This is a genomic window from Streptomyces sp. PCS3-D2, from assembly GCF_000612545.2.
GTDB lineage: Bacteria > Actinomycetota > Actinomycetes > Streptomycetales > Streptomycetaceae > Streptomyces.
Genome location: NZ_CP097800.1, coordinates 7067169 through 7092224, shown reverse-complemented (window position 1 = coordinate 7092224; position 25056 = coordinate 7067169). Strand labels below are relative to the sequence as shown.

The window sequence follows — 25056 nt, the reverse complement described above, 5'->3', positions numbered from 1 at the left end:
TGCGGGTCGCAGATCGCCCGCCGGGGGCCGGACCGGCGGGGCCGGGGTGCCGTTCAGGACTCCGCGCGGTCCGGCGGGCAGAGCCTGCGGAAGTACGTCCAACTCGTCTCGTTCGGCTCGCTCCAGCTCTCCGGCGCGTGGGCGAACTCGGGGTGGTGGTCCGCGATGTACGCACGGGTGCGTTCGGGCACCTGCGCGTAGCTGTCGAGCTTGCGGCCGCGGCAGTGGAAGGTGAGTCCGCCGGGGCGTGCTCCCTGCCGCATCCACGGCAGCCACGGGGACATGCGGGTCCAGGACATCGTCGCCGGGACGCTCACCCCGCCGGCCGTCAGGGCGGTCGCGGGTGCGAAGAACTGGAAGAGCTCCAGCGCCCGGTAGGTGTCGTCGGCGGAGTGGTCCGGGTACTCCTCGACGGGCAGCGGGGAAGGATAGGCGAGCGGGATCTCCAGGCTGAAGCAGATCTGGTCGCCCAACTCGGTCACGGGGACCGGGAAGGGGCGCCACTTCTGGTTGGCCGGGTCGTTCCACACGTGGACGACGGGCCTGTCCTGCCAGGTGTCCAGGATCTCGCGGGTCACCGGGTCCAGGTAGAACGCGGCCTCACGGGACAGCAGCCGGTAGCCACCGTCCTCCTCGTCCGCCACGAGGCGGGAGACGTTGAGCCCTTCGAAGCCGAAAAGTCGCCGGTAGGGCTCCCCCGGCGCCCAGGAGTGGACGTCGCCGGTCCACCAGTAGGTGACCTCGCCGCCGTCGAGCCGGGCGCGGGTGCGGGCGAATGCGTGCAGGAGCTCGGCGGGTGTCGCTGCCTGTGTCATGGGCCCACTGTGTCCGGTCGCCGACCGGCCGGACAAGGGACCTTCGGGACCGCGACGGCGTCCACGGCGGCCTCCGCCTCCCGCAGTCGGTGCGGTGCCGGGGCCGGCCGGCGTCCCTGCGGTCCCGTGCGATGCATCGCCCCACCTCAGGCCCTGTGAACGGCGGTTCGGCGACCGCCATGCGGTCGCCCGGTTGACGCCGGGGGCGGCAGCGGCAACCGTGACCGCCATGGGGAATGGACACCGACTGCTCGCTCTGGTCATCTGCCTGGTCCTGGGCGGTGGGCTGACCGCCGCGGTGCTCGGCGCCACGCGCGCCTCCGGTCCGCGTACCGAGGCGCAATCCGGTGCCCCGGCGGCGTCCGACTACGTGGACATACGGCAGGTCCCGCCCTCCCCCGCCGTTGCTCCGGCCGCGCCCGCCGATCGCGGCGACGGCTCGCCGGGGTCCATGCTGGTGGATTGCGGCCGCAACGAGCAGGGGCACTACAACGAGGACAACCTCGTGGTCTCGCCCGGCGTGCGGGGCGGCGCCCACCACACGCACTCCTACGTGGGAAACCTGTCCGCGGACGCGATGTCGGCCGACCGCACGCTGGCCGCCGCCGCCACGAGCTGCGCCGGTGGCGACCGGTCGACGTACTACTGGCCCGTCCTGCGCCGCCCGGACCGGCCGGGCACCCGCCCGCACGAGACGTCCGCCGGACACGGGAACACCGGTGAGATCGTGCCGGAGGCCTCGGTACGGGTCGAGTTCCGGGGCAATCCGGTGAGCAAGGTCGTGGCGATGCCGCCCTTCCTGCGCGCGATGACGGGCGACGCGGCCGCCCGCACTTCCGGCGGCGACGCCCACGTCCGGGCCCGCTGGGGATGCTCCGGTTCCCCCGAACGCTCCACCACCCGCTACCCGCGCTGCCCCGAGGGTGAACGCGTCACCCGCACCCTGGTCTTCCCGAGCTGCTGGAACGGCCTCGACGCCGCGAGCCCCGGGCACCGCTCGCACCTGCTGTTCCCCGGGGGCAACGGAGTCTGCCCCGCCGACACCTTCCCCGTGCCCGAACTCCGCCTCTCCCTCGCCTACGCGCTCCCCCCGGGCGCGCCCATGGCCATCGACTCCTTTCCCGAGCAACGGCACAGCCCGCGGACCGACCACGCCATGTTCGTCAACGCGATGACCGAGCCGCAGATGGCCGCGGTCGTCGCGTGCCTCAACGAGGGCCGCGTCTGCCGGACGTGACGGCCCGAACCCTCGCGTGACACAGGTCACATGAACCGTATCGGCGCCGCCGGCGTGTTCCGACCGCACCACGCAAGCGAGGAAGACGGAGAGGGTGAGATGGCCGGACCACTGTGGCCCCGCACGCGGCGGGGCTCGACCGATGAGGCGCTGATCAGGTCGGTCTACGAGGAGCACGGACACGCCCTGCTCGCGTACGCCACCCGGCTGACCGGAGACCGGGCCGCCGCCGAGGACGTCGTGCAGGAGACCCTCATACGTGCCTGGCGGCACTCCGAGGTCCTCGTCAACGGGAAGGGCTCGGTGCGCGGCTGGCTGCTCACCGTGGCCCGGAACATCATCACCGACCGGTACCGGGCCAGGGCCGCCCGGCCCCCGGAGGTCTCCGGTTCCGCGGCGGCTCCCCCGGTGGAGGCGGACCACGCCGACTCGGTGGTGGACAGCATGACGGTGCTGGGAGCTCTCGACCGGCTGTCCCCGGAACACCGCGACGTGCTGAAGGAGTTGTACTACCGGCAGCTGAGCGTGGCGGAGGCCGCCGACACGCTCGGCATCCCGGCGGGTACGGTCAAGTCGCGTTCGCACTACGCGCTCAAGGCCCTACGCGACGTCTTCAGGGACGACGGCTTCCGGGACGGCGGAACAAGAGACGGAAAAGGATCGGGCAGGCCGCCCCAGCAGCCGGCCGGACTGCGTGAGGTGGTGGCATGAACCGGCAGCGGCACGAGGAGGAACTGCTCGGCCCGTACGTGCTCGGCGTCCTGGACGCCGAGGAGGTCCGCCGGGTCGAGGAACACATGAGCGGATGCGTGCAGTGCCGGGAGGAGGTGGCCGCGTTGCGCGAGATGGAGGCGGCACTGGGGGAGGTGCCCGAGGAGGCGTTCCTCGACGGACCGCCGCAGGGCGGTGACCTGCTGCTCCAGCGCACCCTGCGGCAGATGCGGGGCGAGCGGGCGGGCGCGGCGCGCCGTCGTGCGGGGCTCACGGGCCTGGCGGTGGCGGCGTCGCTGGCCGCCGTGTTCTGGGCTGGTACGCAACTGGCCGGGGGCGATCCCGACCCCGTCGCGCTGCCGGTGCCCCCATCGCCGACCGCTTCGGCGGACCCCTCTACCCCGCCCAAGGGAACCACGCTGCACTCCGCGACCGATGCGGGCACGGGTGCGCGGATGACCGTGCAGATGACGCCGGCCGCCCAGTGGGTGCGGTTGCGGGCGGCGGTCACCGGAGTGCCGGCGGGCGAGCGCTGCCGGCTGATCGTGGTCTCCAAGGACGGCAAGCGCACGACCGCGGGCAGCTGGGTCGTGGGCAGCCAGGAGAACGGCGAGGCCAAGGGCGCCGGACTGGACGGTTCGGCGGCCGTGGACCGGGCCGACGTCAAGGCGGTCCTGGTCGAGAACGAGGCCGGCCGGACCTTCGTGTCCGTTCCCGTGTGACCTCTGACCGGGTGACCTCGGCGCGGACGTGACGGAGCCCGGGAGCATATCCAGCTCCCGGGCTCCTGTTTGCCACCCAATTGCGCACACCGGCACGTTGAAGAGTCGCGGATCATTCTGAGGTCGACGTGTTCTGCCTTTGAACTACCGCGCCATGGAAAGAGGCGCAGGAGGGACTTGAACCCCCATCCGTCGATGGTCGTCCGCACCCGGTCGATCCGGTGTTCGGCGGCGAATACTGAGACTGGAGCGATAGTCTGAGATTCAAGGGGCCGCCTCTACCGGCTTGGGCCACCCCGGCACGCAATGCCGGGGGAGGGATTCGAACCCCCAACTGACACCCCTGTTTCAGCTTCAACATCAGTTTCAGCTTGCGCTCTCGCGCACCTCCCGCAGACATGCGGGAGGGGTTCTCGACGGCTACCTGAAGAGGTAGCCGAACACCGCGTCCCCGACCCGCTGGTCGGTGACCTCGGCGCCGTTGGCCTCCTCACGGGCGAACTTGACGGCCTGCTGGAGCTTCTCGACGCGGTCGAGGAGCTCGTTGACCCGCCGGGCGGGCAGCGCGCCGGAGAACTTCACGGTCGTCCAGTAGCCGACCGGCACGTCCTCGTAGTACACCTCGACCTGGGCCGGGTGCTTCTCGGTGGCCTCGGCCTTGACGTGGTTGCGCGGCACCTTCCTGGTGCGGATCGTGCGCACCGGGTCCGTCTTCCAGGCGTCCGTGGACGGGTCCAGGTTCCAGGATTCCGAAGCGTCCAACACCGGCAACTTCCGCACGAAGGTGTGCAGGTCCGTGAGCTGCTTCTCCAGGAAGAGCAGGTACGGCACGGGAACCTGGGCGAGCAGGACGTTGCCGTCGACGACCACGTCGGCGGCCGCGGTGCGGTTCGCCCAGTCCTTGGTGGCCGTCACGTCGAAGAGCCGCGTCAGCGTCCCGGCCGTCGCGCGCAGCACGTCCTCCGCCTTGACCTGCACCCGGGTGGACTCGGGCGGCAGTTGCTCACCCTCCTCGTCCTTGGGCTGGTACGTCCGCGAGATGCCGGCCAGCAGGGCGGGCTTCTGCACGTCGTGGTGAGCCTGGGTGAGCTCCTGGAGGGACTTGGACTTGACGCCCTTTTCGACTGCGATGATCTGATTCAGCTTCGGCACGCGATGAACCTAACAGCCTCCTGTCCGATGATTCACGCGGTTTTCCGGCGTCGGCGCCCGGCCCGGATCCGGTGCTCGCTCCCGAGCGGGAGAGCGGAGTCGGCCGGCTGCGCGGTGGTCCCCGGATCCCGAGCGCCGAGCGGGCGGCCGATCCCCGCCGGCGGGAACGGGGCTGCCGCGTCGCGGCGTTGTGCAGGTGCCGCTCCCGGACGTCGGACGCCCGCCGCGAGCGCTCCGGTGGGCGGAACCCACAGGCGGACCGATCATCACATTGCGGTCCATGACATCCTGTGACGTCACAACTCGCCGGGCGGATTCGGCGGACGTCCGGGAATTTTGGGGAAGGTCGATGAGGCTCTGCTTCCTGGTGGAGGAGCACTACCGCCACGACGGTATGCCGAACGAGGTGATCGGGCAGCTGACCGCGTGGGGGCACCGCGTGGACGTCGTGCGGCCGGGCGGCTCGCTGCTGCGCATGACCGAGGTGGTGGACGCGGGCACCCACGACGCCTGGGTCCTCAAGACGGTGTCGGGCGGCCCGGGGTTGACCCTGTTGGAGAGCGCCGCCGCGGCCGGGCTGACCACCGTCAACGACGCCCGGTCCATCCGCGGCGTACGGGACAAGGCGCTGGCCGCAGCCATCGGACACGGCCGCGGGCTCCCGCTGCCGCCCACATACGCCGTCGCCCGCCCCGAGTTGCTCGGGGAGATTCCGGCAGCCGAGTACCCGCTCGTCGTCAAGCCCGCCGACGGCAGCTCCGGCCGGGCCGTGCACCTGGTGTCCTCGCCCGAGGCACTGGAGACGCTGCTGCCCGTCCTCGCGGGCGAGGGCATGCTCATCGCCCAGCCGTACGTACCCAACTCCGGTACGGACATCAAGGTGTACGCGGTCGGCGGGGAGCTGTTCGCGACCGAGCGCTGTTCCCCGCTGCACCCCGATCCGTCGGTGCGCGAGCGCCGCGTGCCGCTGTCGGCGGAGGTGGCCGCGATCGCCGCGCAGGTGGGTGCCGTGTACGGACTGGACCTGTACGGGGTGGACGTGCTGCTGGGTCCCGACGGCCCGGTGGTCGTCGACGTCAACGACTTCCCGAGCTTCCGGCAGGTGCCGGACGCGGCGGCGCGGGTGGCCCGTGCCGTACTGGATCTGGCGCGGGCCGGAGGTCCGGCGCCGGCAGCGCCCGTGACGCTGCCGCACACGCTCCCCCTGTCGATCCCGGCCCAGGCCTCGGCGCAGATCCATGCCCCGGCGGGTGACTCCGTATGAAGATCGGCCTGATCACCCCGGAGCCAGGACATCCGCTGCTGGCGGACACCACCGCGCTGCTCGCCGCCGAGCACGAGGTCGAGGCACTCGATCCGGTCACCCTCGGGGACGTGCCGCTTCCCCTGGCCGACGTGTACCTGCTGAAGTCACGCACCCCGCACGCGCTGGGGCTCGCCCGGTACTTGGAGCGCCGGGGAGCGCCGGTGGTCAACACGGCGGCGGCCACGGCGCTGTGCCAGGACCGGAGGGAGATGGCCGGGCTCGCCCTGCGCGCCGGTCTGCCGTTCGCCGGGACCCGTACCGTCGGCGCCCTGGGGACGTGGGCGCGCGAGGCGCGGCCGTCCGCCCCCGTGGTGGTCAAGAGCCTGCTCAGCCGGCGCGGCGACCTCGTCGCCCGCGCCGATGACGCCGCGCGACTGCGGGAGTTGGCCCGGGACTGGCCCCAGGAGCCGGTCGTGGTGCAGGAGTACGCTCCCAACAACGGCTGGGACCACAAGCTGTGGGCCATCGGCGACCGGGTCTTCTCCGCCCTGCGCCGGTCCGAACTCTCCCCCGGGGGACGCGGCCCGACCCACCCGCTGGCCCCGGAGGAACTGCCCGCCGGCTGGGCCGATCTGGTACGCCGGGTCGGAGCGGTGTTCGCGCTGGACGTCTACGGAGTGGACATCATCGACACCGGCGGCGGTACCCCCCTGATCGTGGACGTCAACGCGTTCCCCGGGATCCGCGGCCAGTCCGGAGCCCCGGAAGCCCTCGCGGCCCTGGCCCTGCGCCGGGCGGTGGCCGACCGCGGCTGACTCGGGCCGGGCGGCAGGTCCGGACGGGCGAATGCGGGGACCGCGGCGCCCGCGACCCGGTGTTTCGGCACGGACCGGCGGCGTCCCCGGTGAGGATCGGGACATGGGCGTCGTGCTGCCGGTCTTCTTCGCGCTGTTCGCGGCCTTCAGCAACGCGCTGGCCACCGTGCTCCAGCGCCGGGCCGCCCTGACCGTGCCGCAGAGCGAGGGCTTCCGCCTCGGTCTGGTCCTGGACCTGCTGCGCCGGCCCGTGTGGGTCGTGGGCATCCTGGCCGTGATCGCGGCCGGGGCAGGTCAGGCCGCGGCGCTGGCCACGGGCGCGCTCGCCCTCGTACAGCCGTTGTTCGTGTTGGAGCTGCCGCTCGCGCTGCTGATCGCCTCGCTGCTGACCCGGCGGCGGCTGCCGGGGGCCCTGTGGCTGGCCGTGGCAGGTGTGGTGGCGGGACTCGGGGTCGCGCTGGTGGCCGCCTCTCCGACGGGCAACCGCACCGATGTGCCGGCCGAGCGGTGGGCGGTGGCGCTGCCGGCCTGCGCGGTGGTCGTCACCCTGCTCGCCGTCGCCGGACTGCGACGGCCGCCCGGCCGCTCGCGGGCCGGCTGCCTCGGCGCGGCCACCGCCGTCTGCTACGCCCTGACGGCCGCCCTGATGAAGTCCTCCGTCCACGTCCTCGACGAGCGGGGCATCGGCGCGTTCTTCACTTCCTGGGAGACCTACGCCTTCGGCGCGAGCGGGATCTGCGCCCTCCTGCTGCTCGAACACGCCATGCAGGGCGGTCCGCTGATCGCCTCGCAGCCCGCCCTGACCCTCGGCGACGCGAGCATCAGCATCGCGCTCGGGGTCGTCCTGTACGAGGAACACCTCCGCTCGGGCTGGTGGCTGCTCCCCCAACTGCTGGGCGTGGCCCTGGTCTGCGCCGGGGTGTTCGCCCTGTCCCGAGCCGGGGAGGACGCGCCCTGACTACGGACCCCGGTACTCCTGCGAGGGCCAGATGTGGTTCTGCGGGCCCGGTGCCGCCGGGTGGGAAGCCCAGGCCGGGTCCGTCTCGTGCCCCTCGTATCCCTCGTGGCCCTCGTACCCCTCGTGGCCCTCGTACGGCACGGCGGCCGGATCGGCGTGGGGCTGCCGGGTGTGTGGTTCGGCCGGGGCGGCCGGCACCTGGAGACTGCCGTAGCGCTCCATCCGCTGCCAGCGCAGACGTGAGCCTGCGACGGCGGTGAACACCGACTGGATCACGACGAGGTACATGAGCTGGCGGTAGACGAACTGCTGGAGCGGCAGGCTCCACAGCGGCCCGGGGCGCTCCCCGTCCAGGCGGAAGGCGTACAGGCCCATCAGGACCTGGAGCAGCAGGAAGGCCGTCCACAGTCCGAGGATGCGGAGCGGGTCGAGGAAGACCAGGCCGTAGACGGCGAAGACGTCCACGACGGGCGCGAGCAGCGGCAGCAGGACCTGGAACATCAGGAGGTACACCAGGCCCCGTCGGCCGAGCTTGCCGGCCTGACCGCGCTGAGCGAGGGCCCCGCGGTGCTTCCACATGGCCTGGAGGGTGCCGTAGCACCACCGGTAGCGCTGCTTCCACAGGGCGCCGAGCGTGGCCGGGGCCTCCGTCCAAGCCCTGGCGCGCTCCTCGTAGACCACTCTCCAGCCGTCCCGGCACAGGGCCATGGTCAGATCGGTGTCCTCGGCCAGGGTGCCGTCGCTGACGCCTCCGACCCTCAGCAGGGCCTCGCGGCGGAACGCGCCGACGGCACCGGGGACGGTGGGCATGCACTCGGCGAGGTCGAACAGGCGGCGGTCGAGGTTGAAGCCGACGACGTACTCGATGTGCTGCCAGCGGCCCAGCAGACCGCCCCGGTTGACCACCTTGGCATTGCCGGAGACCGCGCCCACCCGGCGGTGGGCGAAGGGCTGGACGATCATGCGGACGGCGTCCGGTTCGAAGACGGTGTCGCCGTCGACCATGACGAGCAGGTTGCAGGAGGCAGCGGCAATGCCCGTGTTCAGGGCGGCCGGCTTGCCGGCGTTCTGCTGCCGGATGACGCGTACGCCGGGCAGCCGGAGCGCCTCGACGAGGTCGGCCGTTCCGTCGGTGGAGCCGTCGTCGACCACGATGACCTCGACCGGGTGGTCGGAGGCGAGGAGGGAGCGGACGGCCGCCTCGATGCCGGCGCTCTCGTTGTAGGCGGGGACGATGACGCTCACCGGCTCGGTGACCGGAGCGCCCCAGGGCCGCCGTCGCATCCGCACGTGCCGCCGCGCGGCGACGAACACCGCAGCCGCGCGGAGCAGGCTGAGCGCGCCCGCCGCCCACAGGAGCCACGACAGCGCGTCGAGGATCCAGTCGCTGGTTCCGATCGCGGTGATCAGTGCCAGGCCCTGCCACCGGTCGGCGGTGCCGGCGCTCTGCACGGCCCCGGGGAGGGCGACGGCGTCACCCACAGTGGCGAACTTCCAGCCGGCCGCCTTGAGTCGCGGGACCAGCTGTTCGAGCGCGGCGACCGTCTGCGCGCGGTCCCCGCCGCCGTCGTGGAGCAGCACGATCTGTCCGGCCGTGTCCGAGGGGGTGGCGCCCGCGACGATCCGTTCGACGCCGGGGCGCCGCCAGTCCTGGCTGTCCAGGGTCGTCAGGACGGTCAGGTAGCCCTCCGTCCCGGCCTGGACGACCGCCTCCCAGTCGGCGTCACCGAGCGCCTTGTTGGTGGAGGAGTACGGCGGCCGCAGCAGGGGCGTGGTGACCCCGGTGGCGCCGGCGATGACGAGTTGCGTCTCGCGCAGCTCCAGGGAACGGCGCCAGGCCGAGGCGGTGCCGAGGTCGGTGTGGGTGAACCCGTGCAGGCCGATCTGGTGGCCCTCGTCGACGATCCGGCGGGCCAGGTCGGGGTTCTCGGCGACGCGGGTGCCGACGGTGAAGAAGGTCGCGGGCACGTCGTGGCGGTGCAGCACGTCGAGGATCCGCGGCGTCCAGACGGGGTCGGGGCCGTCGTCGAAGGTCAGAGCGATCGTGCGGGGTGGCGGGGTGGCGGTTCGGGCGGCCGCCCCCTCGATCACCGGCCCCCCTGCACCCACCGCCGCCGGTACGGACGTCCCGGCCGCCTGCCCCCGGGCAGCCCCGTCCGGGCGGGCGTCGAACAGGTGCGTGGTGTAGCCCTTGAGGAGCAGCGCCGCCGAGAGGGTGAGCACGAGGACGGTGAGTAGCAGCCAGTGGGTGCGCAGGGGGACGTTGCGTACGGAGGTGTGCCGGCCTTGCGATCGGCGACGGCGGTTCTTCGACACGGGGGCGGGACTTCCTGACTGCTGTGTCGGGTGGTGCAGTGCGGGGGGCGGACGGTGCGTGGCGGGGTGGGCGGCGCCGGCCCGCGGGCTCAGGGCCGGCCGGTGGGCTTGCCGCCGCCCTGGCCGGGCGGCGTACTGAAGCGGCCGCGGCCGCTGGAGGACGGCTGGACCGGGTCCGCCGGTCGGCTGGCGGCCTTCGTCGGGCCCGGTCCGGTGACGGGTGCGGCCCTGCTGGCCGCGGGGCTGGCGACCGGAGCGGGAGCGCTGGATCGCGAGGTGGCCGGAGTCGCCGGAGCGCCGGGGCCGGCCGTCCCCCGGAGGGACGGGGCTGCCGTGCCGGCCGGGGCCGACTCGTCGGGCGCCGGGGTGTGCGGGGCCTGGGCGGAGGGGAGGAACGGCGACGGGAAGGTGGGGCCTCCCATCAGGGTGCTCAGGAGCAGGACCACGTAAGCGGCGGCCGGTATCACCAGCAGGCAGCCCCACCGGCGCACGCGACGCTGCCTGCGCCCCGAACTGTCCACGAACACGGGACTGGCCACGCATGCGGGGGCCTCTGCGGTGAGGGCGTCCGGCGGCCCCTGCGCCGGGCGGGCCGCGCCCATGTCGCCGAGGAAGAGCTCCATCGTGTCCTCGTCGGGGGCGCCGGGGGCTGGGTGCATGCGTCGTGGCCTCTGGGGTTCGGGCGACGGGGCGTCGGTGGTCGGGACGGGGCGCGGCCGTCGGAGGGCGGCCATGCCCTACAGCGCTGGAACCGTCGCCGGTGTCACTCCGGGGGGCCCGAACCGGGCCGTTTCCGTCCGTTACGGAACGGGCCGGGGGCGCACGGCAGGATCCCGCGCGCCTGCCTGGGCTAGGATCGCCCGACCCCGGCGGACGGGTCGTGCGGGAAGGGGGCAACGGGTATGGGTTCTACGGGTGCGGGTGCCGTGGCGGTGGCGCTGGCCGGCGCCCTGCTGCTGGGCGGATGCTCCGGCGGCGCGAGCCGGCCGGACGGCGACGGGCCGGTCTCCCGGGCTCCGGGAACCGCCCCATCCCCCTCGCCGTCGGAGCTCTCCCCTGAGCCGACTGCCGGCGAGCCCTCCCCACCCACCGCGGAGCCGACGCCCTCGGCCACCGGCGGGCCGGCTCCGACCCGGACTCCGGCGGGCCCGGCGGCCGTTCCGCAGAACCCGCACCGGGGTACGAACCCGCCGCCGGCGCCCGAACGGCCCCCGCTTCCGACGTGGAAGCCGACACCGTTCGACCCGAAGGACCCGTCGGTCCCGAACTACACGGTGCCTCCTCCCATGCGGTAACCGGGGTCCCGCCGCGCCCCGGGCAGCGGGGCCCTCGCGTACGGGCCGGTGAGCACGATGGTGTGCAGGCCGTGGACGAGTGCCCCGGCACTGGTGACGACGGGGGCGGGGGCGCCGTTCTCGGCCGTCCGGGCGTGCAACCGCTGTTCGGAGGTCCGGTGGTAGCCCGGGCCCGTGCTCATGATGGCGACCAAGCAGGCGTAGCCGAGTACGTCGACCCGGGCGTCGGAGAGCTCGGCGGCGTGCCGGTGAAGACGTCGTCCGGGCGCGGCCTCAGGACGTGCCGGGAGAAGGCGTCGGCGGTGGCGAGAACGTCGCGGTGGAAGTGCAGGGTCGCCTTCGGCCGGCCGGTGGTGCCGGACGTGAAGGCGATCAGCGCGACGTCGTCCGCGGCGGTGGCCACCGTGTCGAACCGGCCGTCCTTGGCCGCGCAGAGGGCGGTCAGGTCCGCCGGGCCGGTCCCGCCGTAGACGAGCACGGGGAGAGCGGGCCCGGCCGCCGGGTCGGCGGGTCCGTGCGGGCCGTCGGGTTCCCGTACGCCCGAGCGGCCCAGGGCTTCGAGCTCCCCGGTGTAGCGGTGGTCGCAGACGGCCAGCGAGGGCCGGCTGATACCGGCGAGCTCGCCGGTGCGCAGCATCGGCATCGTGGTGACGACGACCCCTCCGGCCTTCAGGACGCCGAACCACGCGGCGACGAGCCAGGGGTTGTTGGGGCCGCGCAGCAGGACGCGGTTGCCGGGCCGGAGGTCGAAGTCGTGGGTGAGGACCTGGGCGACCTGGTTGGCGCGGTGGCGCAGTTCGCCGTAGGTCCAGCACTCGGTGGGGGTGAGCAGGCAGGGACGGTCGGGGCCGTGCAGCTCGACGGCTTCGTCGAGCAGTCGACCGGCGCAGTTGATGCGGTCCGGGTAATCCAACTCCGTGAGGTCGAAGTGGAGTTCGGGCCAGAGGGCAAAGGGCGGGAGCCGGTCTCGGCAGAAGGAGTCGGCATGCGCAGAAGGGGAGAGCTCCATGGGGCGGCACCTCGATCGGGGAGCAGCGGGGGACTCGGGGAGCAAGATGTGTCGAATATTTGGCGCCCGTCAACATCTCTCGATATTCAGGAGAGCGGGGCGGCCTCCGGGCGAGGCCTGACGGCCACACGGCCCCCGATTCGGGCGGCAGGGACGCACAGGCGGACCGTCTTGCCGAACTCGTCGACCACGAGGCAGAGTCCACCGCCCAGCTCGGCCGCCATCAGCTGCACGACGAGCAGCCCACGACCGCCCTCCGACGCCGGGTCGGCGTCCACGCGCGGGGCCGGCAGCCGCGGCAGTCCGGCCCCCTGATCGGCGACGTCGAGGCGCAACCAGCCGGCACCCGAGGCGACCCCGACCCGCATCCGACCCGCGCCCACATGGCGGACGACGTTGCCGACGAGCTCGCTGACAGCCAGCAGCAGGACGTCCGTCACGTCGAGCGGAACCGCCCAGGCGCTCAGCGTGGCGCGCACACGGGCCCGGACTTGCGGAACACTCGCGGCGCCCGGATCCGCGACCCACTGGTCGAAGCGCCGGATCGCGGGGGTCGCGGGCATGGCGGACGCGCCGGTGGTGGTGAGCATGACGTGCTCCCGGAGGGGGTGGGCGTCGCGGCCGCCGAGATGACGCGTGTCATCGATCTGGATGCCGGACCATCTCCCGGCTTGTCAGCAGCGAAAACGCGTCGCTAGAGTCTTTGATTACACGTGTAACACGCTACGCCTCCCCCGGCTGCCCACGCAAGCATTTCGGGCAAACAGCGCGAAGCCTGCACTTACCCCGCCGGGACCCCCGCCGATCTGGAAGGGCCGCAATGACGCACACTCCTCCGACCGCGTTCGACATCGCCGACATGACCTGGCCGCCCCCGCCGTACCGGCCCCCCGTGACGCCCGTGACGGGCACGGACGGCGTGCGCCGCTTCGACGGGATCACCTACGCGACGACCCCCGGCTTCCGCCCCCGGCTGCTCGACGTCCAGGTGCCCGCCGGCGAAGGGCCGTTCCCCGCCGTGGTCTGGATCCACGGCGGGGGCTGGCTGGACGGCGACCGCCGATACCCCCCGCCGACCGTACCGGCGGCGCTGCTGCACGGGACGGTGCTGGCGGCCGGGCTCGCGCTCGTCTCCATCGACTACCGGCACAGCCTCGAAGCACCCTTCCCGGCCCAGTTGCACGACGTGAAGGCCGCGATCCGCTACGTCCGCGCCTTCGCCGGGGACCTGGACATCGACCCGGAGCGCATCGGCGTCTGGGGCGAATCGGCCGGCGGCCACCTGGCCGCGCTCGCCGGCCTCGTCGGCCCTGCGGACGGCGCACCCCGCGCGGACGGTCCGGACGACGTCGTCGCGCTGGAGGGCACCCAGGGGGTCGGGGCAGGCGACACCGGTGTGCTCGCGGTCGTCGATTGGTACGGCGTCTCCGACCTGGTCGCCCTGGCCGCCCATCCCATGCCGCCGATGCCGTCCGGCGTGGAGCTCCCGGACCCGTACACGGCCCTGCTCGGGGCCTCCCCCGCCGAACGGCCCGATCTGGCGCGGGCCGCAAGCCCGGTCGCCTACGCCCGAGCCTCGACACCTCCCCCGCCTTTCCTGCTGGTGCACGGGACCCAGGACGGCCTGGTGCCGTACAGCCAGAGCGAGGCCCTCGCCCGCGCCCTGGAGGGCGCCGGAGGCGCCGTCACCCTCCAGCCGGTGGAGGGCGCGGACCACATCTTCCTCGGCTCCCCGGACATCGCGGCGATCGTCGAGGCGAGCGTCGCCTTCCTGGCCCGCCACCTCGGCGCGGGCGCCTGACACCCCGTCCCGCCCACCGCGGGCGCCGCTGCCCGGCGGCGGGCGGGACGGGCGCGGTCCGGTGACGCGCGGGCGCGCGCCCACGGCCGGGCAGCGGCGCGGCGGACGCCCGCGCGGGGGCGTCACCGCGGTGGCGCCCCGCGTGGCGCACGACCCCGGCGCCCGGACGTGCGCGGCCGCCTCACCGCTTCAGGAGGTCTGGCGGTGGACCAGTACGGCTTCCACGGCGGGTACCGGCGCCGACGCCCCCGTCTCGACCAGCTCGTGCACGGCCTCCGCGATCCGCGCGGGTGAGGGCAGGTCCAGCCGGACCGTGGTGAGCGGGGGCTGCTGAAGCGCGGAGAGCACCAGGTCGTCGCATCCCACGACGGCGACCTCGTCCGGCACCCGGACGCCCTCCGCCCGGAAGGCGTGGAGCAGCAGAGCGGCGTACTCGTCGTTGTAGGCGAAGACCGCGTCCAGGCCGAGGCTGGGCCAGCGCCGGGCCAGCTCGCGGGCGGACTCCCTGGTGTAGGACAGCTCCAGGGGGCTGACGGTCGCCGGGTGCCGGGCGGCCACCGACGCGGCGCCCGCGAGGCGCGGCTCGGCCATGGCGCCCAGGCCGCGTTCGCGGGGCATGACCACGCCGATCGCGGTCCGGCCGCGGTCGATGAGGTGCTCGGCCGCGGTGGCGCCGATGCGGGCGTGGTCGAAGCCGATCGTGTGCACGCCGTCGACGGGGTGGGACGCGAAGGCGAGCAGGGCGCGCACGCCGGCCCGGGTCAGCAGGTCGGCCGCCGGGGCCGTGAACCGGTCGCCGTCCAGGGCGACGACGGCCGCCGGGCGCAGTTCGGCCCAAGCCCGGGCGGCATCGACGGGATCGGCGAAGCGACCCGCGTGGAGCACGGCGGTGTACCCGAGGCGGTCGAGTTCGCTGTGCAGGTCGTCGACCCAGTCGCTGACGAGCCGGCCGGCCGCCGAGATCGACGCGGGCATCAGCACGAGGTTGCTGCGTCCGGCGCGCAGGGAGCGGGCGGCGGCGTGCGGTACGTAGCCCAGCTGCTTGGCCGCGTCGAGCACTCGGGCCCGGGTGCCCGCGCTGACCCGGTGACCCTGGGTGTCGTTGAGGACGAAGGAGACCGTGGCGCGCGACACCCCGGCGAGCCGGGCCACGTCGGCGCTGGTGATCGGTGCGGGGACGTGTGTGTCTTTGGCCATGACGCCCCTCGACGCTCGTCGTGCTCCGGTTTCCCTGGTGCTCCTTCCCTTTCAGGTTACACGAGTCACACCACGGGATCGGGGGCTGGCGCAGACGTGCGGGCGGTCCCGTGCAGGAGACGTGAGGCACCCGCCAGGTCGTCGAGGGCGGTCACGACGGCGTCGAAGCGCATCGTGGTGCGCGCCCGGGTGCCGTACGGCTGCCAGCGCGGCAGGTCCGGATGGTTCGGGTCGCCGGTGCGGACGAAGGCGATCCAGGCCCGGTGCATCGCGTACGCGAGGCCGTCGCGAACGGCGGGGTCCAGCCCGGCCAGGAAGGGCGCGCCCGCCCACTGGTCGAAGTTGTCGAAGACGAAGGGGAGTTCGAGGCAGTGCGCGGCGCCGAGCCGACCCTCGCAGGCGGGCGTGGGCAGGTCGAATTGGCAGGCCCACACCGGGTGGCCCGACGCGGCCCTGGCCTCGGCCAGGCGGATGGCGGGCACCCGGAAGCGCTCGTCCGTGATCAGGTCCATGAGGACGTCGACGGGGCGGGCGCCGGGGCGGGCCCGCGCGTACTCCGCATAGAGGTCGGGGGCGGCCTCCGCCCCGAAGGTGTCGGCGATCCGGTCGGCGACCTGCGCACGGGTGGCGGCGGCATAGCCCTCGTCGAGGGCGAGGCCGAAGTTGGCCTCCTCGCGCGTCCAGCCGATCATGACGTCGATGTCCGCGGCGGCCGCGTCGAGCAGGGCCAGGGCCAGGGCCGGATGGACCGACAGGGACGTCCCGTCGACCACGGGCAGGAAGGGGGTCGGCCAGTATCCCCACGTCGCGGTCCGGGCGAAGAGTCCCGCGGCCGCTCCGATCAGCTCGGGCCAGGACCGTGCGCGCAGTTCTGCCACGCTCTCGGCGCCGGCCGGTTCCAGGTAGGCGGCGGCGGGGTCGGGGAGGTCGAGTCCAAGGGGCGGGCTCTGCAGGATCACCCGCCGGATCAGACCTCGGGCGAGCGGATGTCCGGCGAGGGCGGCGGTGGAGAGCGCGCCGCCGGACTGACCGGCGACCGTGATGCGGTCGGGGTCCCCGCCGAAGGCGGCGATGTGCGTGTATACCCAGTGCAGGGCGGCGATTTGGTCGCCGAGCCAGAGGTTGGAACTCTCGTCGGCGTCGTCAGGGTTGAGGTAACCCAGTGGCCCGATGCGGTAGTTGATGCTCACCACGGCAAGATCTCCGTCGCGGGCGAAGGTCTCGCCGGAGTAGCCGGGCAGGGAGCCCGAGCCGGACACGAAGCCGCCGCCGTGGATCCACACGAGCACCGGACGGCGGGCGTCGTCCGCGGCGGGTGTCCAGACGTTGAGCGTGAGGCAGTCCTCGTCGAAGGGCGGCGACCCGTGCCCGCCGAGCACCGGGTCACCGCCGTCCGCGTACATCTGGGGCGCGCTGGGACCGTCGGCGGCGGCATCACGCGTGCCGGTCGAGCCCGGGTGCGGCTGCGCGGGGCACCAGCGCAGCTCGCCGGCCGGCGGTGCGGCGTAGGGCACGGCGCGGAAGACGCAGACCCCCTACGACGCACCCCGCCTGCCCGGAGGCCGCACCGCAGTGGTTACACGTCATGGCAGCACATCCCCGGTCGGCCGCCGCGGCGGTCACGATCCGCACAACAACCCGATCCAGGACCTGGTGATGGCCGGAAATGGGTGCTACACAGTCTTCAACGCACTTGGTGACACGTGTAACAACAGCGTCGCCCTTCCGGAATGCGTTCGCCCACCCCACCCCCGGTGACGACCGCTTCCGCCCTCCGCCCGGCCTCCCGCCCGCACCGCGCGGCGCCGCCCTCCTGCACGCCTCCGCCACCTCCCCGCTCCGTCCCGAGGAGTCGTCATGTCCCCGCACGACATCGTCGATCCACCCGTCCCCCTGACCCCGGGCTCCGCCCGCCACCGCGGTCTGCTCTTCCTGCTGCTCGTCGCCAACTCCGCGCTGATGGCCGTCTACATGGGCGTGGGATCCGTTCTGCTGCCCACGCAGATCGCCGCGATCGCGCCCGATGACAAGGTCGCCGTCCTCGGCGTGATCGGCGGGATCAGCTCGGTCTTCGCGACCGCCTTCAACCCGATCGCCGGAGCCCTCTCCGACCGCAGCGGCCGCCGCAACCCCTGGATCCTGGGCGGCGCCCTCGCCTCGCTCGCCGGCCTGGCCTTCCTCGGCAGCGTGACCACCGCCCTGCTCGTCGGCATCGGCTGGTGTCTGATCCAGGCCACGATGAACACCTACCAGGCCGCGGTCACCGCGATCGTTCCCGACCGGGTCCCCGCGGCCCGGCGCGGCACCGCGTCCGCCCTGGTCGGGCTGGGCCTGCCGATCGGCGGCACGGTCGGCGTGCTCGTCGCCTCCCGGACGGCGGAGCACCTGCGCACCGGCTACCTCGTCTTCGGTGCGATCGTCGCCGTGGCCGCGCTGCTGCTCGCCGGCTTCGTCCGCGACGCGCCGCGCACCGGAACGACGGCCGGCCGGCAGCCCGCATCCGTACCCGTGCGCGCCCAACTGGCCGCGTTCCTGTCGTCCTTGACCCACCACGACTTCCGGTGGGCCTTCATCGGGCGTGCCCTGATGGTGCTCGGCTACTTCTCGGTCGTCGGCTACCAGCTCTACATCCTCAGCGATCACATCGCGCTGCCCGAGGGCCTCACCCCGCCTGCCGCGATGGCCGTCCTCACTCCCGTGGCGATGGTCTCGATGGCCGCCTCCACCGTGCTGGGTGGCCTGCTGTCCGACCGCTGGAACCGTCGCAAGGCGTTCGTCGGGGTGTCAGCCGCGCTCGCCGGCCTCGTGATGGTGGTCCCCGTGGTCAGCCCGACGTGGACCGGCATGCTCGTCTTCAGCGCGCTGAACGGCCTCGCCTTCGGCTGTTTCATGGCCGTGGACACCGCGCTCGTGACCCTGGTCCTGCCCCGGGCCGAGGACGCCGCCCGCGACATGGGCGTCCTGAACGTCGCGAACGCGGGACCGCAGATCATCGCCCCCTTCGTCGCCTCGGCGGTGGTCACCGCCCTGGGCGGCTACACGCCGCTCTTCCTGGTCGGCGGGGCGCTCTCGCTGATCGGCGCGCTCGCGATCCTCCCGATCCGCAGCGTGCGCTGACCGCCTGCCCCGTGCCGGACCGCGCCGCACGGCTCCGGACTCGTCCGGGCCGGCCGCGACCGGTCGTCACGGATCACGACCGCTCGCGTGCTCCGGTGGGCGCGTGCCGAGGGTCACGCGCCCGCCGGTCCCCTCCCGCCCCGCCCTCGTCCGCTCCCCCGCCTCCCACCCCTTCCGAAGGAGCCCCTGTGAGACGCAAGCACCTCCTGCCGCTGGCCGCCCTGCTGCTGTGCACGCCGACCGTGGCCGGCACGGCGCCCGCGGCCGCGGTGCCGCAGACCGCGCCGGCGCCCGCCTCCCCCGGCGGGCCGTTGCGGATTCTGCTCACCAACGACGACGGCTACGACGCGCCGGGGATCCGCAGGGCCTTCGAGCGCCTCACGGCCGCGGGACACGACGTCACGATCGTCGCCCCGCTCACCAACCAGAGCGGCACCGGCACGAAGGTGACCAACGCGCCCACGATCACGGTCAAGCACCCCGAGCCGAAGGTCTGGGCCGTCGACGGCACTCCGGGCGACGCCGTCGCCTTCGGGCTGGCCGAGGTGTTCGCCGGGAACGCGCCCGACCTGGTGGTCTCCGGAACCAACTTCGGGCCGAACGTCGCCGGGCTCGCCACCCACTCGGGCACCGCCGGCGGCGCCATCGCCGCGCTGGAGCACGGCGTGCCCGCCCTTGCCCTGAGCACGGGAGGCCTGTCCGTTCCCGACCCGGTCACCACGGTCAACGCGATGGGGCCGACCCTCGACTTCGCGGTCGGGCTGATCGACCGGCTGCGGTCGCGCGCCCGGTCCGGTCCGCTGCTGCCCGAGGGCATCGGCCTGAACGTCAACCACCCGGTGGTCGGCACGGACGGCAGGGGTAGGGCCGCCGGTGTGTCCGCGACCTTCCAGGATTCGCAGACCGTCCTGGAGCCGGACTTCACCGACGCGGGGGACGGCACCTGGAAGACATCCGTGAAGGTGGTCCTGCGGCCCGCGGCCCGGGGCGGCGACGTCGAGGCGGTGAGCGCCGGCCGGATCGCCGTCAGCCCGATGAACTCCGACTGGAACACCGGCCCGGCCGACCGGGCCGTAGCCTCCGCCCTCATCGCGGGCCTGCGCCCGTAGCACCCCCGGAACCGGTGGGGCGCAGCAGCCCGCGGCTCCGCCCCACCCCTGCACGCCCCTGGCGACGGGACGCCCGCCGGACGGACTCCGGCCCCGGACCGCCCGCCCGCCCCCGGAGCACGCCTCCCGCTGAGGGCGATGCACCGAGGCGTGTACAGCCGGGACGCGGGCACCCGGTTCGGCGGCGGGCCGGGGGCGTCCCGCCGCGCTATCGGTCGGTGAGCGCGGCGGCGGGCCGACGCCGTCGGCCGCGGATCCGTGCGTGGACCGTGGCCGCGAGCGCCGCGGCCGCCGCGGCGACCGTCAGGAGCCACACCGGGATGCCGCTCCCCACCGTCAGCAGTTCGTCGTGGTGGACGACCCGGCGGTAGGGGGTGTCCTTCGGTGTCGCGCGCAGTTCGTGGTCGGCGTCGATGCGGCCCGGCTCAGGGAACTCCTGCTCGATCGCCGTCAGGAACATCGGTTTTCCGTCGGTGAGGGCCGTCAGCGGGCCGGCCTCCGGCTCGACGGTGCCCGCGAAGGTCACCTTGGGTGCGTCGCCTCCGATGCTGGCGACGGGCTCCATGCGGTGGTCGGCCAGCACGTACAGGCTGAGCGACTGGGGTGTCTTGGCCATGCGGGAAAGACGCATCGGGTAGACCGGTCGGCCGCTGTCGAAGCGGATCCTCAGCGGGTCGAGGTCGCCGCGGAGCACCCGGTCCGGTCCGCCGCGCGGGGCGAGGCGTATCGCCACGTACTCCCAGTGCTGGTCGACGTACGGCGAGACCTCGGTGGTGAGGCGGTCGGGGAGTTGGAAGCCGTTGTTCTCCAGCCAGTTCTTCAGGGCGGCGGGGTCGGTGGCGGTGAGCCGGGCCACGTCGAAGTCGCCGAGCTGTTCCCGGCCGACCACGCCCACGGGCGGCGCGGCGCCCGGCGCCGGGGCTCCCGCGCCGTCGCTCGTCGTGCGTGCGAAAGGCCAGTCGCCGTCGCGCGGCCAGAAGTAGCGCCGGGTCCGGTGCTCGGGCCGGGTCAGATCGCGCAGCGTGTCGAACACCTCCCCATCGCCCAGTTCCACCGTGGCGCGTCCGGGCACCGGCATGATCCATGCGGCCCGCTGTGCGTTCCCTCCGACGGTGAAGCGCATCACGATCTGCTCCGTCCGGCCGTCCCAGTGCACGACGGAGGTCTCCCGCTCGACCCCGATGCGGGACCGGCCGTCGGGGATCAGCGCCCCGCAGCCACAGGCGTAGGCAGGGGCGATCAGCGCGCCCGCCTGGGTCGTGAACAGCGCGAACAGCAGGATCAGGATCCTTCGTTTCATCGACACGGGGTTGGGGACGGCCGGTCGGGTGATCCGGTTCCACCCCCTCTCGCCGCTCGATGCGGCCTGGCTCATACTGTGGCGCATGAGGGGGAGTGAGAAGCAGTCGCATGCGCTGCGGCGCCTGAACGCGCTACCGCGCAGCCCGATGGTCCCGGACTCCGTGATGGCGGAGATCGCCCGGCACGATTGGGAGGGCATCGAATGCGGTTGCGGCCGGTCCGCCGGCCACCTGGTGGACGCCGTGCGCGACGCCGCCGAGGGTCACCCCGCCGCGTTCCATGCGCTGGAGGGCCACGTCTTCTTCGCCCGGCGTCTGAAGCCGCCCGCCCCGGCGGTGTGCGCCGTACTGATGGCGGTGTGGTCGGCGTATCCGCCCCGCCGGGCGACCCGCGAGGCGCTGCTGTGGGCCCTGCTGGCCCTGCTGTGCACCATGGACGACGGCGGCACCCACGAGGCGGGGCTGCACGGTCAGGTCGCCGCCTTCATCCGCACCGGTGCGGAGGGTTTCCGCCGAGAGCTGGCCGCCGCCGCGGGCTCCGGGACGGCCGCGTACGCGGAGGGCATCCTGGAGGTCCTCGGCCTGCCGGCGTCCTGACCGGGCAGGGAGCGCGGGCGGGCGAGCGGCCTCGTCAGGCGGTGGCGCGTGCGGTCTCCTCCACCGCGCCGGGCAGCCAGTCGGCGACCCGGCCGAAGGCGAACCCCAGGGCCGCGGCCCGACCGTTGTCCATGGCGTAGGCACGGTCGAAGGAGAAGGGTGAGGCCTCCTCACCGGCGGCGACCACCCGGTACCTGGGCCGTCGTCCGAGTCGTTCGGCGACCGCCGCGCAGAGCCCGAGGACGTCCGGAGCGCCGTGCGAGGCTGCGTTGACGGGCCCGGTGAAGGTCTGCCGCACCGTCCAGTGGAGGAAGGCGGCCATCTCCAGGTGGTGGATGAAGGAGGTGCCGTACGGGGTCGCGTGGACGTCCACCGGGGTGCCGGCGCCGATCCGCTGCACATAGTGGGCGAGGCGCCCGGTGAACTCCGCCCGGCCTCCGCCGAGAACGTGCGCGGTCCGGACGCTGACGTACGGGAAGGGCGGTTCGCGCAGGAAGACGGCCTCGGCCGACCGTTTGCCCTCCGCGTAGGCGTGGGCTTCGGACGGCATGGGGCGGCTCGACCGCTCCGGCAGCGCGTGCGGCGGGCGTGTGGGGTCCAGGTGGTCCTCGGCGACGGGCACGGTGTGCGGCGCGGAGCCGGTGGGGAGCGTGGCCGGGTCGTAGACCTCCATCGTCGAGGTCATCACGTAGCGCCCGGCCCTCCCGGCGAACACCCGGCGGGCGACGGCGGCCTGGAACGGCGTGTAGCAGACCTGGTCGACGACCACGTCGAAGTCGCGCCGGGCCAGGGCCGCGCGCAGCGCGTCCTCGTCGTCGCGGTCGGCGAGGAGCCGGGAGACTCCCGGGGGCGGGGCGCTGGAGCCCCGGTTGAGGACCGTGACCGTGTTGCCCTCGTCGCGCAGGCGCGTGACCAGTGACTTTCCGAAGTATCGGCTACCGCCGATGACAAGAATCCGCTTCATGGCTCCGACTCTCGCGTTGTATCGTCCCCAGCGGAACCGACCATCGACTGAACCGGTCGTAAGGAAAACTGATGATCGATGTGCAGCGGTTGCGCGTCCTGCGGGCGGTGGCCGAGCACGGCAGCTTCAACAAGGCGGCCGGGGCCCTGCTGCTGACCCCGTCGGCCGTCTCCCAGCACGTCGCGGCGCTGGAGCGCACCCTTGGCCACCCGGTGGCGGTGCGCAGCACGCGCGGTGTCACGCTGACGGAGCCCGGGCGGCTGCTGGTGGAGGCGGCGGAGACGATCTCCGCCGAACTGGACCAGGTGCGCCGGGCGATCGACCGGCTGGCGCAGGATCGGCCGCGGCTGACCGTCGCCACCTTCGGCAGCGGGGGCCGGCGCCTGCTGCCGTCAGCGCTGTCCCGATTCGTGCAGGCGCATCCGGAAGTGGAGCTGACGGTACTGGAGAGCGAGCCGGAGGACGCCGTGCCGATGGTGCGCTGCGGTGCGGCCGATCTCGCGCTGGCCTATCACTTCGACGGGCCGCCGCCGGTGCGGCCGGGCACGCGTCCGGGCCTCGGCTGGCGGCCGCTGATGGAGGATCCGCTGTGGTTGGTCCTGCCGCCCGGCCACCGCCTGGCCGGGCGGGACTCGGCGGACCTCGGTGAGCTGTCCGGCGACCGGTGGGTCCTGGGCTGCCTCAAGACGGAGGCATTCCTGCGCCGCTACGCGGAACTCGCCGGATTCGAGCTGCGCGTGGGGGCGTCCACCACCGACTACTTCTTCGCCCAGACGCTGGTCGCGGCGGGCGTCGGGGTCTGCCTCGTCCCGCAGGTCGCGCTGGCCGGCGCCGCGGACGCGGTCACGGTGCGCGTCGAACCCCCTCGTCCCGCCCGGCACATCGGCCTGGTCCTGTCCCGTCGGCGCCCGGCGAGCGCCGGTGCCGAAGCTCTGGCCGATGCCCTCGCGGCGGCGGCAACCGACACCACCACCGCCGCCGCCGCACGGACCGGAGCCCGTCCCTGAACCCCCTCCTGTGCGGCCTCGCCGCCAACCCCGCGCTGCCGTCGCCGCTGGTCGACCGGCTGGTCGCTCTTGCCGTGGCGGTGCCCGTGCCGTCGGGCTCCGCCGGGCATCTCGCCGACTGGCTGGTCCAGCGCCTGTCCGAGCGCATCGACCTCGGCCCCGTACAGGTCGCGTCCCTGGCCGCACTCGACGAGGACACCGCCGCGCGGCTGGCACGTGCGGGACACCTGAAGGCCGCCGACGTCGACCCGGCCGTCTGGCCGCTCGCGGCCCTCGCCCTCCTCGACGAGGGCTGCGGGCTCCCCGCGTGGGCCCGTCGGTTCGCCGTGGATCCCGACCCCTCCCTGCGGGGGCGGCTCGCCGCCTGCCCCGGGCTGCCCGCGGACGTCGAAAACGCACTGGCCTGCGACCCGGACCCGGAAGTGGCCGCCGAACTCGCCCTGTGGACGAGGTCCACACCGGTCGCGGACCGCCTGGCGCGGCACCCGCACGCCGAGGTCCGGCGGGCGGCGGCCGCCAACGAGGCCGTGTCACCCGCCGCGCTGGCAGCGCTGCTCACCGGAGACGGTCTGCCGCCCGCCCGCTCCTGCTCGGTGTGCGACAGCAGGGAGATCCCCTTCACGCACGATCCCCACTGCCCCGACGCCGCCTGCGAGCTGCCGGCCGACGCCACATGTGACGGGACGCACGGCTCGACCGTCCATGGCACCTGGCAACGGGTCCTGTCCAATCCGGCTGCTCCCCCGGAGGCCGTGGCGACCTTCACCGAGCATTCCTCGGTGCTGCTGCGGTGGGCCGTCGCCGAGCATCCCGGCCTCTCGGCGGAGGCATACGCCCACCTCGCCGGTGACCCCGTGCCCCGGGTACGGGCCGCGGTCGCACGGAACCCGGGTACCGGTGCGGAGGCGAGCCGGATGCTGGCCACCGACGCCTACGACGACGTACGGCAATCCGTGGCGCGACACCCCGGGGTTCCGCTCGACGTGCTGGCCCAGCTGACCGGCACCACCCGCCTGGGTCCGCATCCGCTGCCACGGATCTGTGCCGCGACCCCGGAGGAGCTCGCGGAGGCGGCCGGTTCGACACAGGGGCGCGTACGGATGCTCGTGGCGCACCGGCACGATCTGCCGCCGGAGTTGCGCGACCGGCTCGCCGCCGATCCGGACGCCTCGGTGGCCAAGGCCGTGGCCCCGCATCCGGGGCTGTCACCGGAGCGGCTGAGGGCCATGGTGTCGCTGCACGGCGCACAGGTCATCGCGCGGGTCGCGGCCAACCCGGATGCGCCCGGGGACCTGCTGGCGGAGCTGGCCCGCCACGATCCGCCGGTACGGGGGGCGTTGCGGGAGATCGCCTCGCACCCCAACGCGACGGCCGACGCGCTGCTGCCCTGCCTGGCCGACAGGAAGTGGCGGGTCCGCGCCGCCGCCCATCCGGCGCTCCCGGCAGCGGTCGTTGTCGGACTGATCGACGATCCGGACCCGGCGGTGGTGGAGGCCGCGGCCGCCAACCCCGCGCTGCCGCCGGCCGTGATGGCGCGACGGGTGCCGTGACGGCCCCTCTGCAGGTGTCCGCCCGGCTGTGCGCCGGGGCGCGCTCGCCGTCCGGGCCCTGATAGAGGAGGTTCGGGGCCGCGGGCGGCGTCCCGACGGACCGTCGGGCGGGGGGATCGAGGGCGGAACGCTCTTCG

At 73.8% G+C, this 25056-nt stretch carries 22 protein-coding genes and 1 pseudogene; 12 read left to right on the top strand and 11 right to left on the bottom strand.

Annotation, left to right across the window (positions count from 1 at the left end):
* Nucleotides 1-53: 53 nt before the first annotated feature.
* Complete coding sequence (locus AW27_RS31775) at nt 54-815, bottom strand: DUF1838 family protein (RefSeq protein WP_037922128.1); 762 nt, start codon at nt 813-815, stop codon at nt 54-56.
* 229 nt (nt 816-1044) lie between these two features.
* On the opposite strand from AW27_RS31775, the gene AW27_RS31770 reads away from it, so the two are divergent.
* From AW27_RS31770 to AW27_RS31760, 3 genes are all read left to right on the top strand, one after another.
* Nucleotides 1045-2052, top strand: coding sequence for a DUF1996 domain-containing protein (locus tag AW27_RS31770; RefSeq protein ID WP_037922125.1), 1008 nt, complete (start codon nt 1045-1047; stop codon nt 2050-2052).
* Nucleotides 2053-2151: 99 nt separating this feature from the next.
* Nucleotides 2152-2763 (top strand): sigma-70 family RNA polymerase sigma factor, encoded by a 612-nt coding sequence (locus tag AW27_RS31765; RefSeq protein WP_037922921.1) that lies wholly within the window; start codon nt 2152-2154, stop codon nt 2761-2763.
* Nucleotides 2760-3485 carry an anti-sigma factor gene (locus tag AW27_RS31760; RefSeq protein WP_037922122.1) on the top strand — a complete coding sequence of 242 codons (726 nt, stop codon included), beginning with the start codon at nt 2760-2762 and terminating at the stop codon, nt 3483-3485. Before AW27_RS31765 ends, AW27_RS31760 begins: the two co-directional genes overlap by 4 nt.
* A 420-nt stretch (nt 3486-3905) precedes the next feature.
* On the opposite strand, the gene AW27_RS31755 is transcribed toward AW27_RS31760, so the two are convergent.
* The gene (locus AW27_RS31755; protein WP_037922119.1) at nt 3906-4637 is read right to left on the bottom strand and encodes a DUF7873 family protein; all 732 of its coding nucleotides are present in this window, start codon (nt 4635-4637) and stop codon (nt 3906-3908) included.
* Nucleotides 4638-4986: 349 nt separating this feature from the next.
* Here AW27_RS31755 and AW27_RS31750 point away from each other — a divergent pair, with 349 nt between their 5' ends.
* The 3 genes from AW27_RS31750 to AW27_RS31740 all read left to right on the top strand — a co-directional run bounded on the left by AW27_RS31750 (nt 4987) and on the right by AW27_RS31740 (nt 7656).
* Nucleotides 4987-5901 (top strand): ATP-grasp domain-containing protein, encoded by a 915-nt coding sequence (locus AW27_RS31750; RefSeq protein ID WP_037922116.1) that lies wholly within the window; start codon nt 4987-4989, stop codon nt 5899-5901.
* Complete coding sequence (locus AW27_RS31745) at nt 5898-6698, top strand: ATP-grasp domain-containing protein (protein ID WP_037922113.1); 801 nt, start codon at nt 5898-5900, stop codon at nt 6696-6698. The genes AW27_RS31750 and AW27_RS31745 overlap by 4 nt, the downstream gene beginning before the upstream one ends.
* A gap of 103 nt (nt 6699-6801) precedes the next feature.
* Nucleotides 6802-7656 carry a DMT family transporter gene (locus AW27_RS31740; protein ID WP_037922111.1) on the top strand — a complete coding sequence of 285 codons (855 nt, stop codon included), beginning with the start codon at nt 6802-6804 and terminating at the stop codon, nt 7654-7656.
* Here the strand turns inward: AW27_RS31740 and AW27_RS31735 are convergent, their stop codons facing one another.
* The 5 genes from AW27_RS31735 to AW27_RS31715 all read right to left on the bottom strand — a co-directional run bounded on the left by AW27_RS31735 (nt 7657) and on the right by AW27_RS31715 (nt 12866).
* Complete coding sequence (locus tag AW27_RS31735) at nt 7657-9972, bottom strand: bifunctional polysaccharide deacetylase/glycosyltransferase family 2 protein (protein WP_236647648.1); 2316 nt, start codon at nt 9970-9972, stop codon at nt 7657-7659.
* 89 nt (nt 9973-10061) lie between these two features.
* Nucleotides 10062-10631: a hypothetical protein gene (locus tag AW27_RS31730; protein WP_037922108.1), complete on the bottom strand. Its 570-nt coding sequence runs from the start codon at nt 10629-10631 to the stop codon at nt 10062-10064.
* 608 nt (nt 10632-11239) lie between these two features.
* Nucleotides 11240-11449: a hypothetical protein gene (locus tag AW27_RS31725; RefSeq protein WP_037922105.1), complete on the bottom strand. Its 210-nt coding sequence runs from the start codon at nt 11447-11449 to the stop codon at nt 11240-11242.
* Entirely contained in the window at nt 11446-12276 is an 831-nt protein-coding gene (locus tag AW27_RS31720) for an AMP-binding protein (RefSeq protein ID WP_078556488.1), read from the bottom strand. The genes AW27_RS31725 and AW27_RS31720 overlap by 4 nt, the downstream gene beginning before the upstream one ends.
* A gap of 86 nt (nt 12277-12362) precedes the next feature.
* Nucleotides 12363-12866 (bottom strand): ATP-binding protein, encoded by a 504-nt coding sequence (locus AW27_RS31715; protein WP_052030652.1) that lies wholly within the window; start codon nt 12864-12866, stop codon nt 12363-12365.
* Nucleotides 12867-13096: 230 nt separating this feature from the next.
* Here AW27_RS31715 and AW27_RS31710 point away from each other — a divergent pair, with 230 nt between their 5' ends.
* Nucleotides 13097-14077, top strand: a complete 981-nt coding sequence (locus AW27_RS31710; RefSeq protein ID WP_052030649.1) for an alpha/beta hydrolase — start codon at nt 13097-13099, stop codon at nt 14075-14077.
* Between the two features lie 189 nt (nt 14078-14266).
* On the opposite strand, the gene AW27_RS31705 is transcribed toward AW27_RS31710, so the two are convergent.
* A complete protein-coding gene (locus AW27_RS31705) occupies nt 14267-15274 on the bottom strand; it encodes a LacI family DNA-binding transcriptional regulator (protein WP_037922102.1) in 1008 nt (335 codons plus the stop codon).
* A 65-nt stretch (nt 15275-15339) separates the two neighbouring features.
* Nucleotides 15340-16794 (bottom strand): annotated as a pseudogene (locus tag AW27_RS31700) (carboxylesterase/lipase family protein); the annotation flags it as partial.
* A gap of 337 nt (nt 16795-17131) precedes the next feature.
* Between AW27_RS31700 and AW27_RS31695 the strand changes: the two are divergent.
* Both AW27_RS31695 and surE read left to right on the top strand, forming a co-directional pair.
* Nucleotides 17132-18391 carry an MFS transporter gene (locus AW27_RS31695; RefSeq protein ID WP_037922099.1) on the top strand — a complete coding sequence of 420 codons (1260 nt, stop codon included), beginning with the start codon at nt 17132-17134 and terminating at the stop codon, nt 18389-18391.
* Between the two features lie 188 nt (nt 18392-18579).
* On the top strand, nt 18580-19500 hold the full coding sequence (gene surE / locus AW27_RS31690; protein WP_052030644.1) for a 5'/3'-nucleotidase SurE: 921 nt from the start codon (nt 18580-18582) through the stop codon (nt 19498-19500).
* 208 nt (nt 19501-19708) lie between these two features.
* Here the strand turns inward: surE and AW27_RS31685 are convergent, their stop codons facing one another.
* Complete coding sequence (locus AW27_RS31685; RefSeq protein ID WP_037922907.1) at nt 19709-20800, bottom strand: DUF2330 domain-containing protein; 1092 nt, start codon at nt 20798-20800, stop codon at nt 19709-19711.
* 85 nt (nt 20801-20885) lie between these two features.
* Between AW27_RS31685 and AW27_RS31680 the strand changes: the two genes are divergently transcribed.
* The gene (locus AW27_RS31680) at nt 20886-21398 is read left to right on the top strand and encodes a hypothetical protein (RefSeq protein WP_157840246.1); all 513 of its coding nucleotides are present in this window, start codon (nt 20886-20888) and stop codon (nt 21396-21398) included.
* A gap of 34 nt (nt 21399-21432) precedes the next feature.
* Here the strand turns inward: AW27_RS31680 and AW27_RS31675 are convergent, their stop codons facing one another.
* Nucleotides 21433-22362 carry an NAD-dependent epimerase/dehydratase family protein gene (locus tag AW27_RS31675; RefSeq protein WP_037922093.1) on the bottom strand — a complete coding sequence of 310 codons (930 nt, stop codon included), beginning with the start codon at nt 22360-22362 and terminating at the stop codon, nt 21433-21435.
* Nucleotides 22363-22433: 71 nt separating this feature from the next.
* Here AW27_RS31675 and AW27_RS31670 point away from each other — a divergent pair, with 71 nt between their 5' ends.
* Both AW27_RS31670 and AW27_RS31665 read left to right on the top strand, forming a co-directional pair.
* Complete coding sequence (locus AW27_RS31670) at nt 22434-23369, top strand: LysR family transcriptional regulator (RefSeq protein WP_037922090.1); 936 nt, start codon at nt 22434-22436, stop codon at nt 23367-23369.
* Between the two features lie 74 nt (nt 23370-23443).
* Complete coding sequence (locus tag AW27_RS31665) at nt 23444-24919, top strand: hypothetical protein (RefSeq protein ID WP_370466643.1); 1476 nt, start codon at nt 23444-23446, stop codon at nt 24917-24919.
* Nucleotides 24920-25056 lie beyond the last annotated feature (137 nt).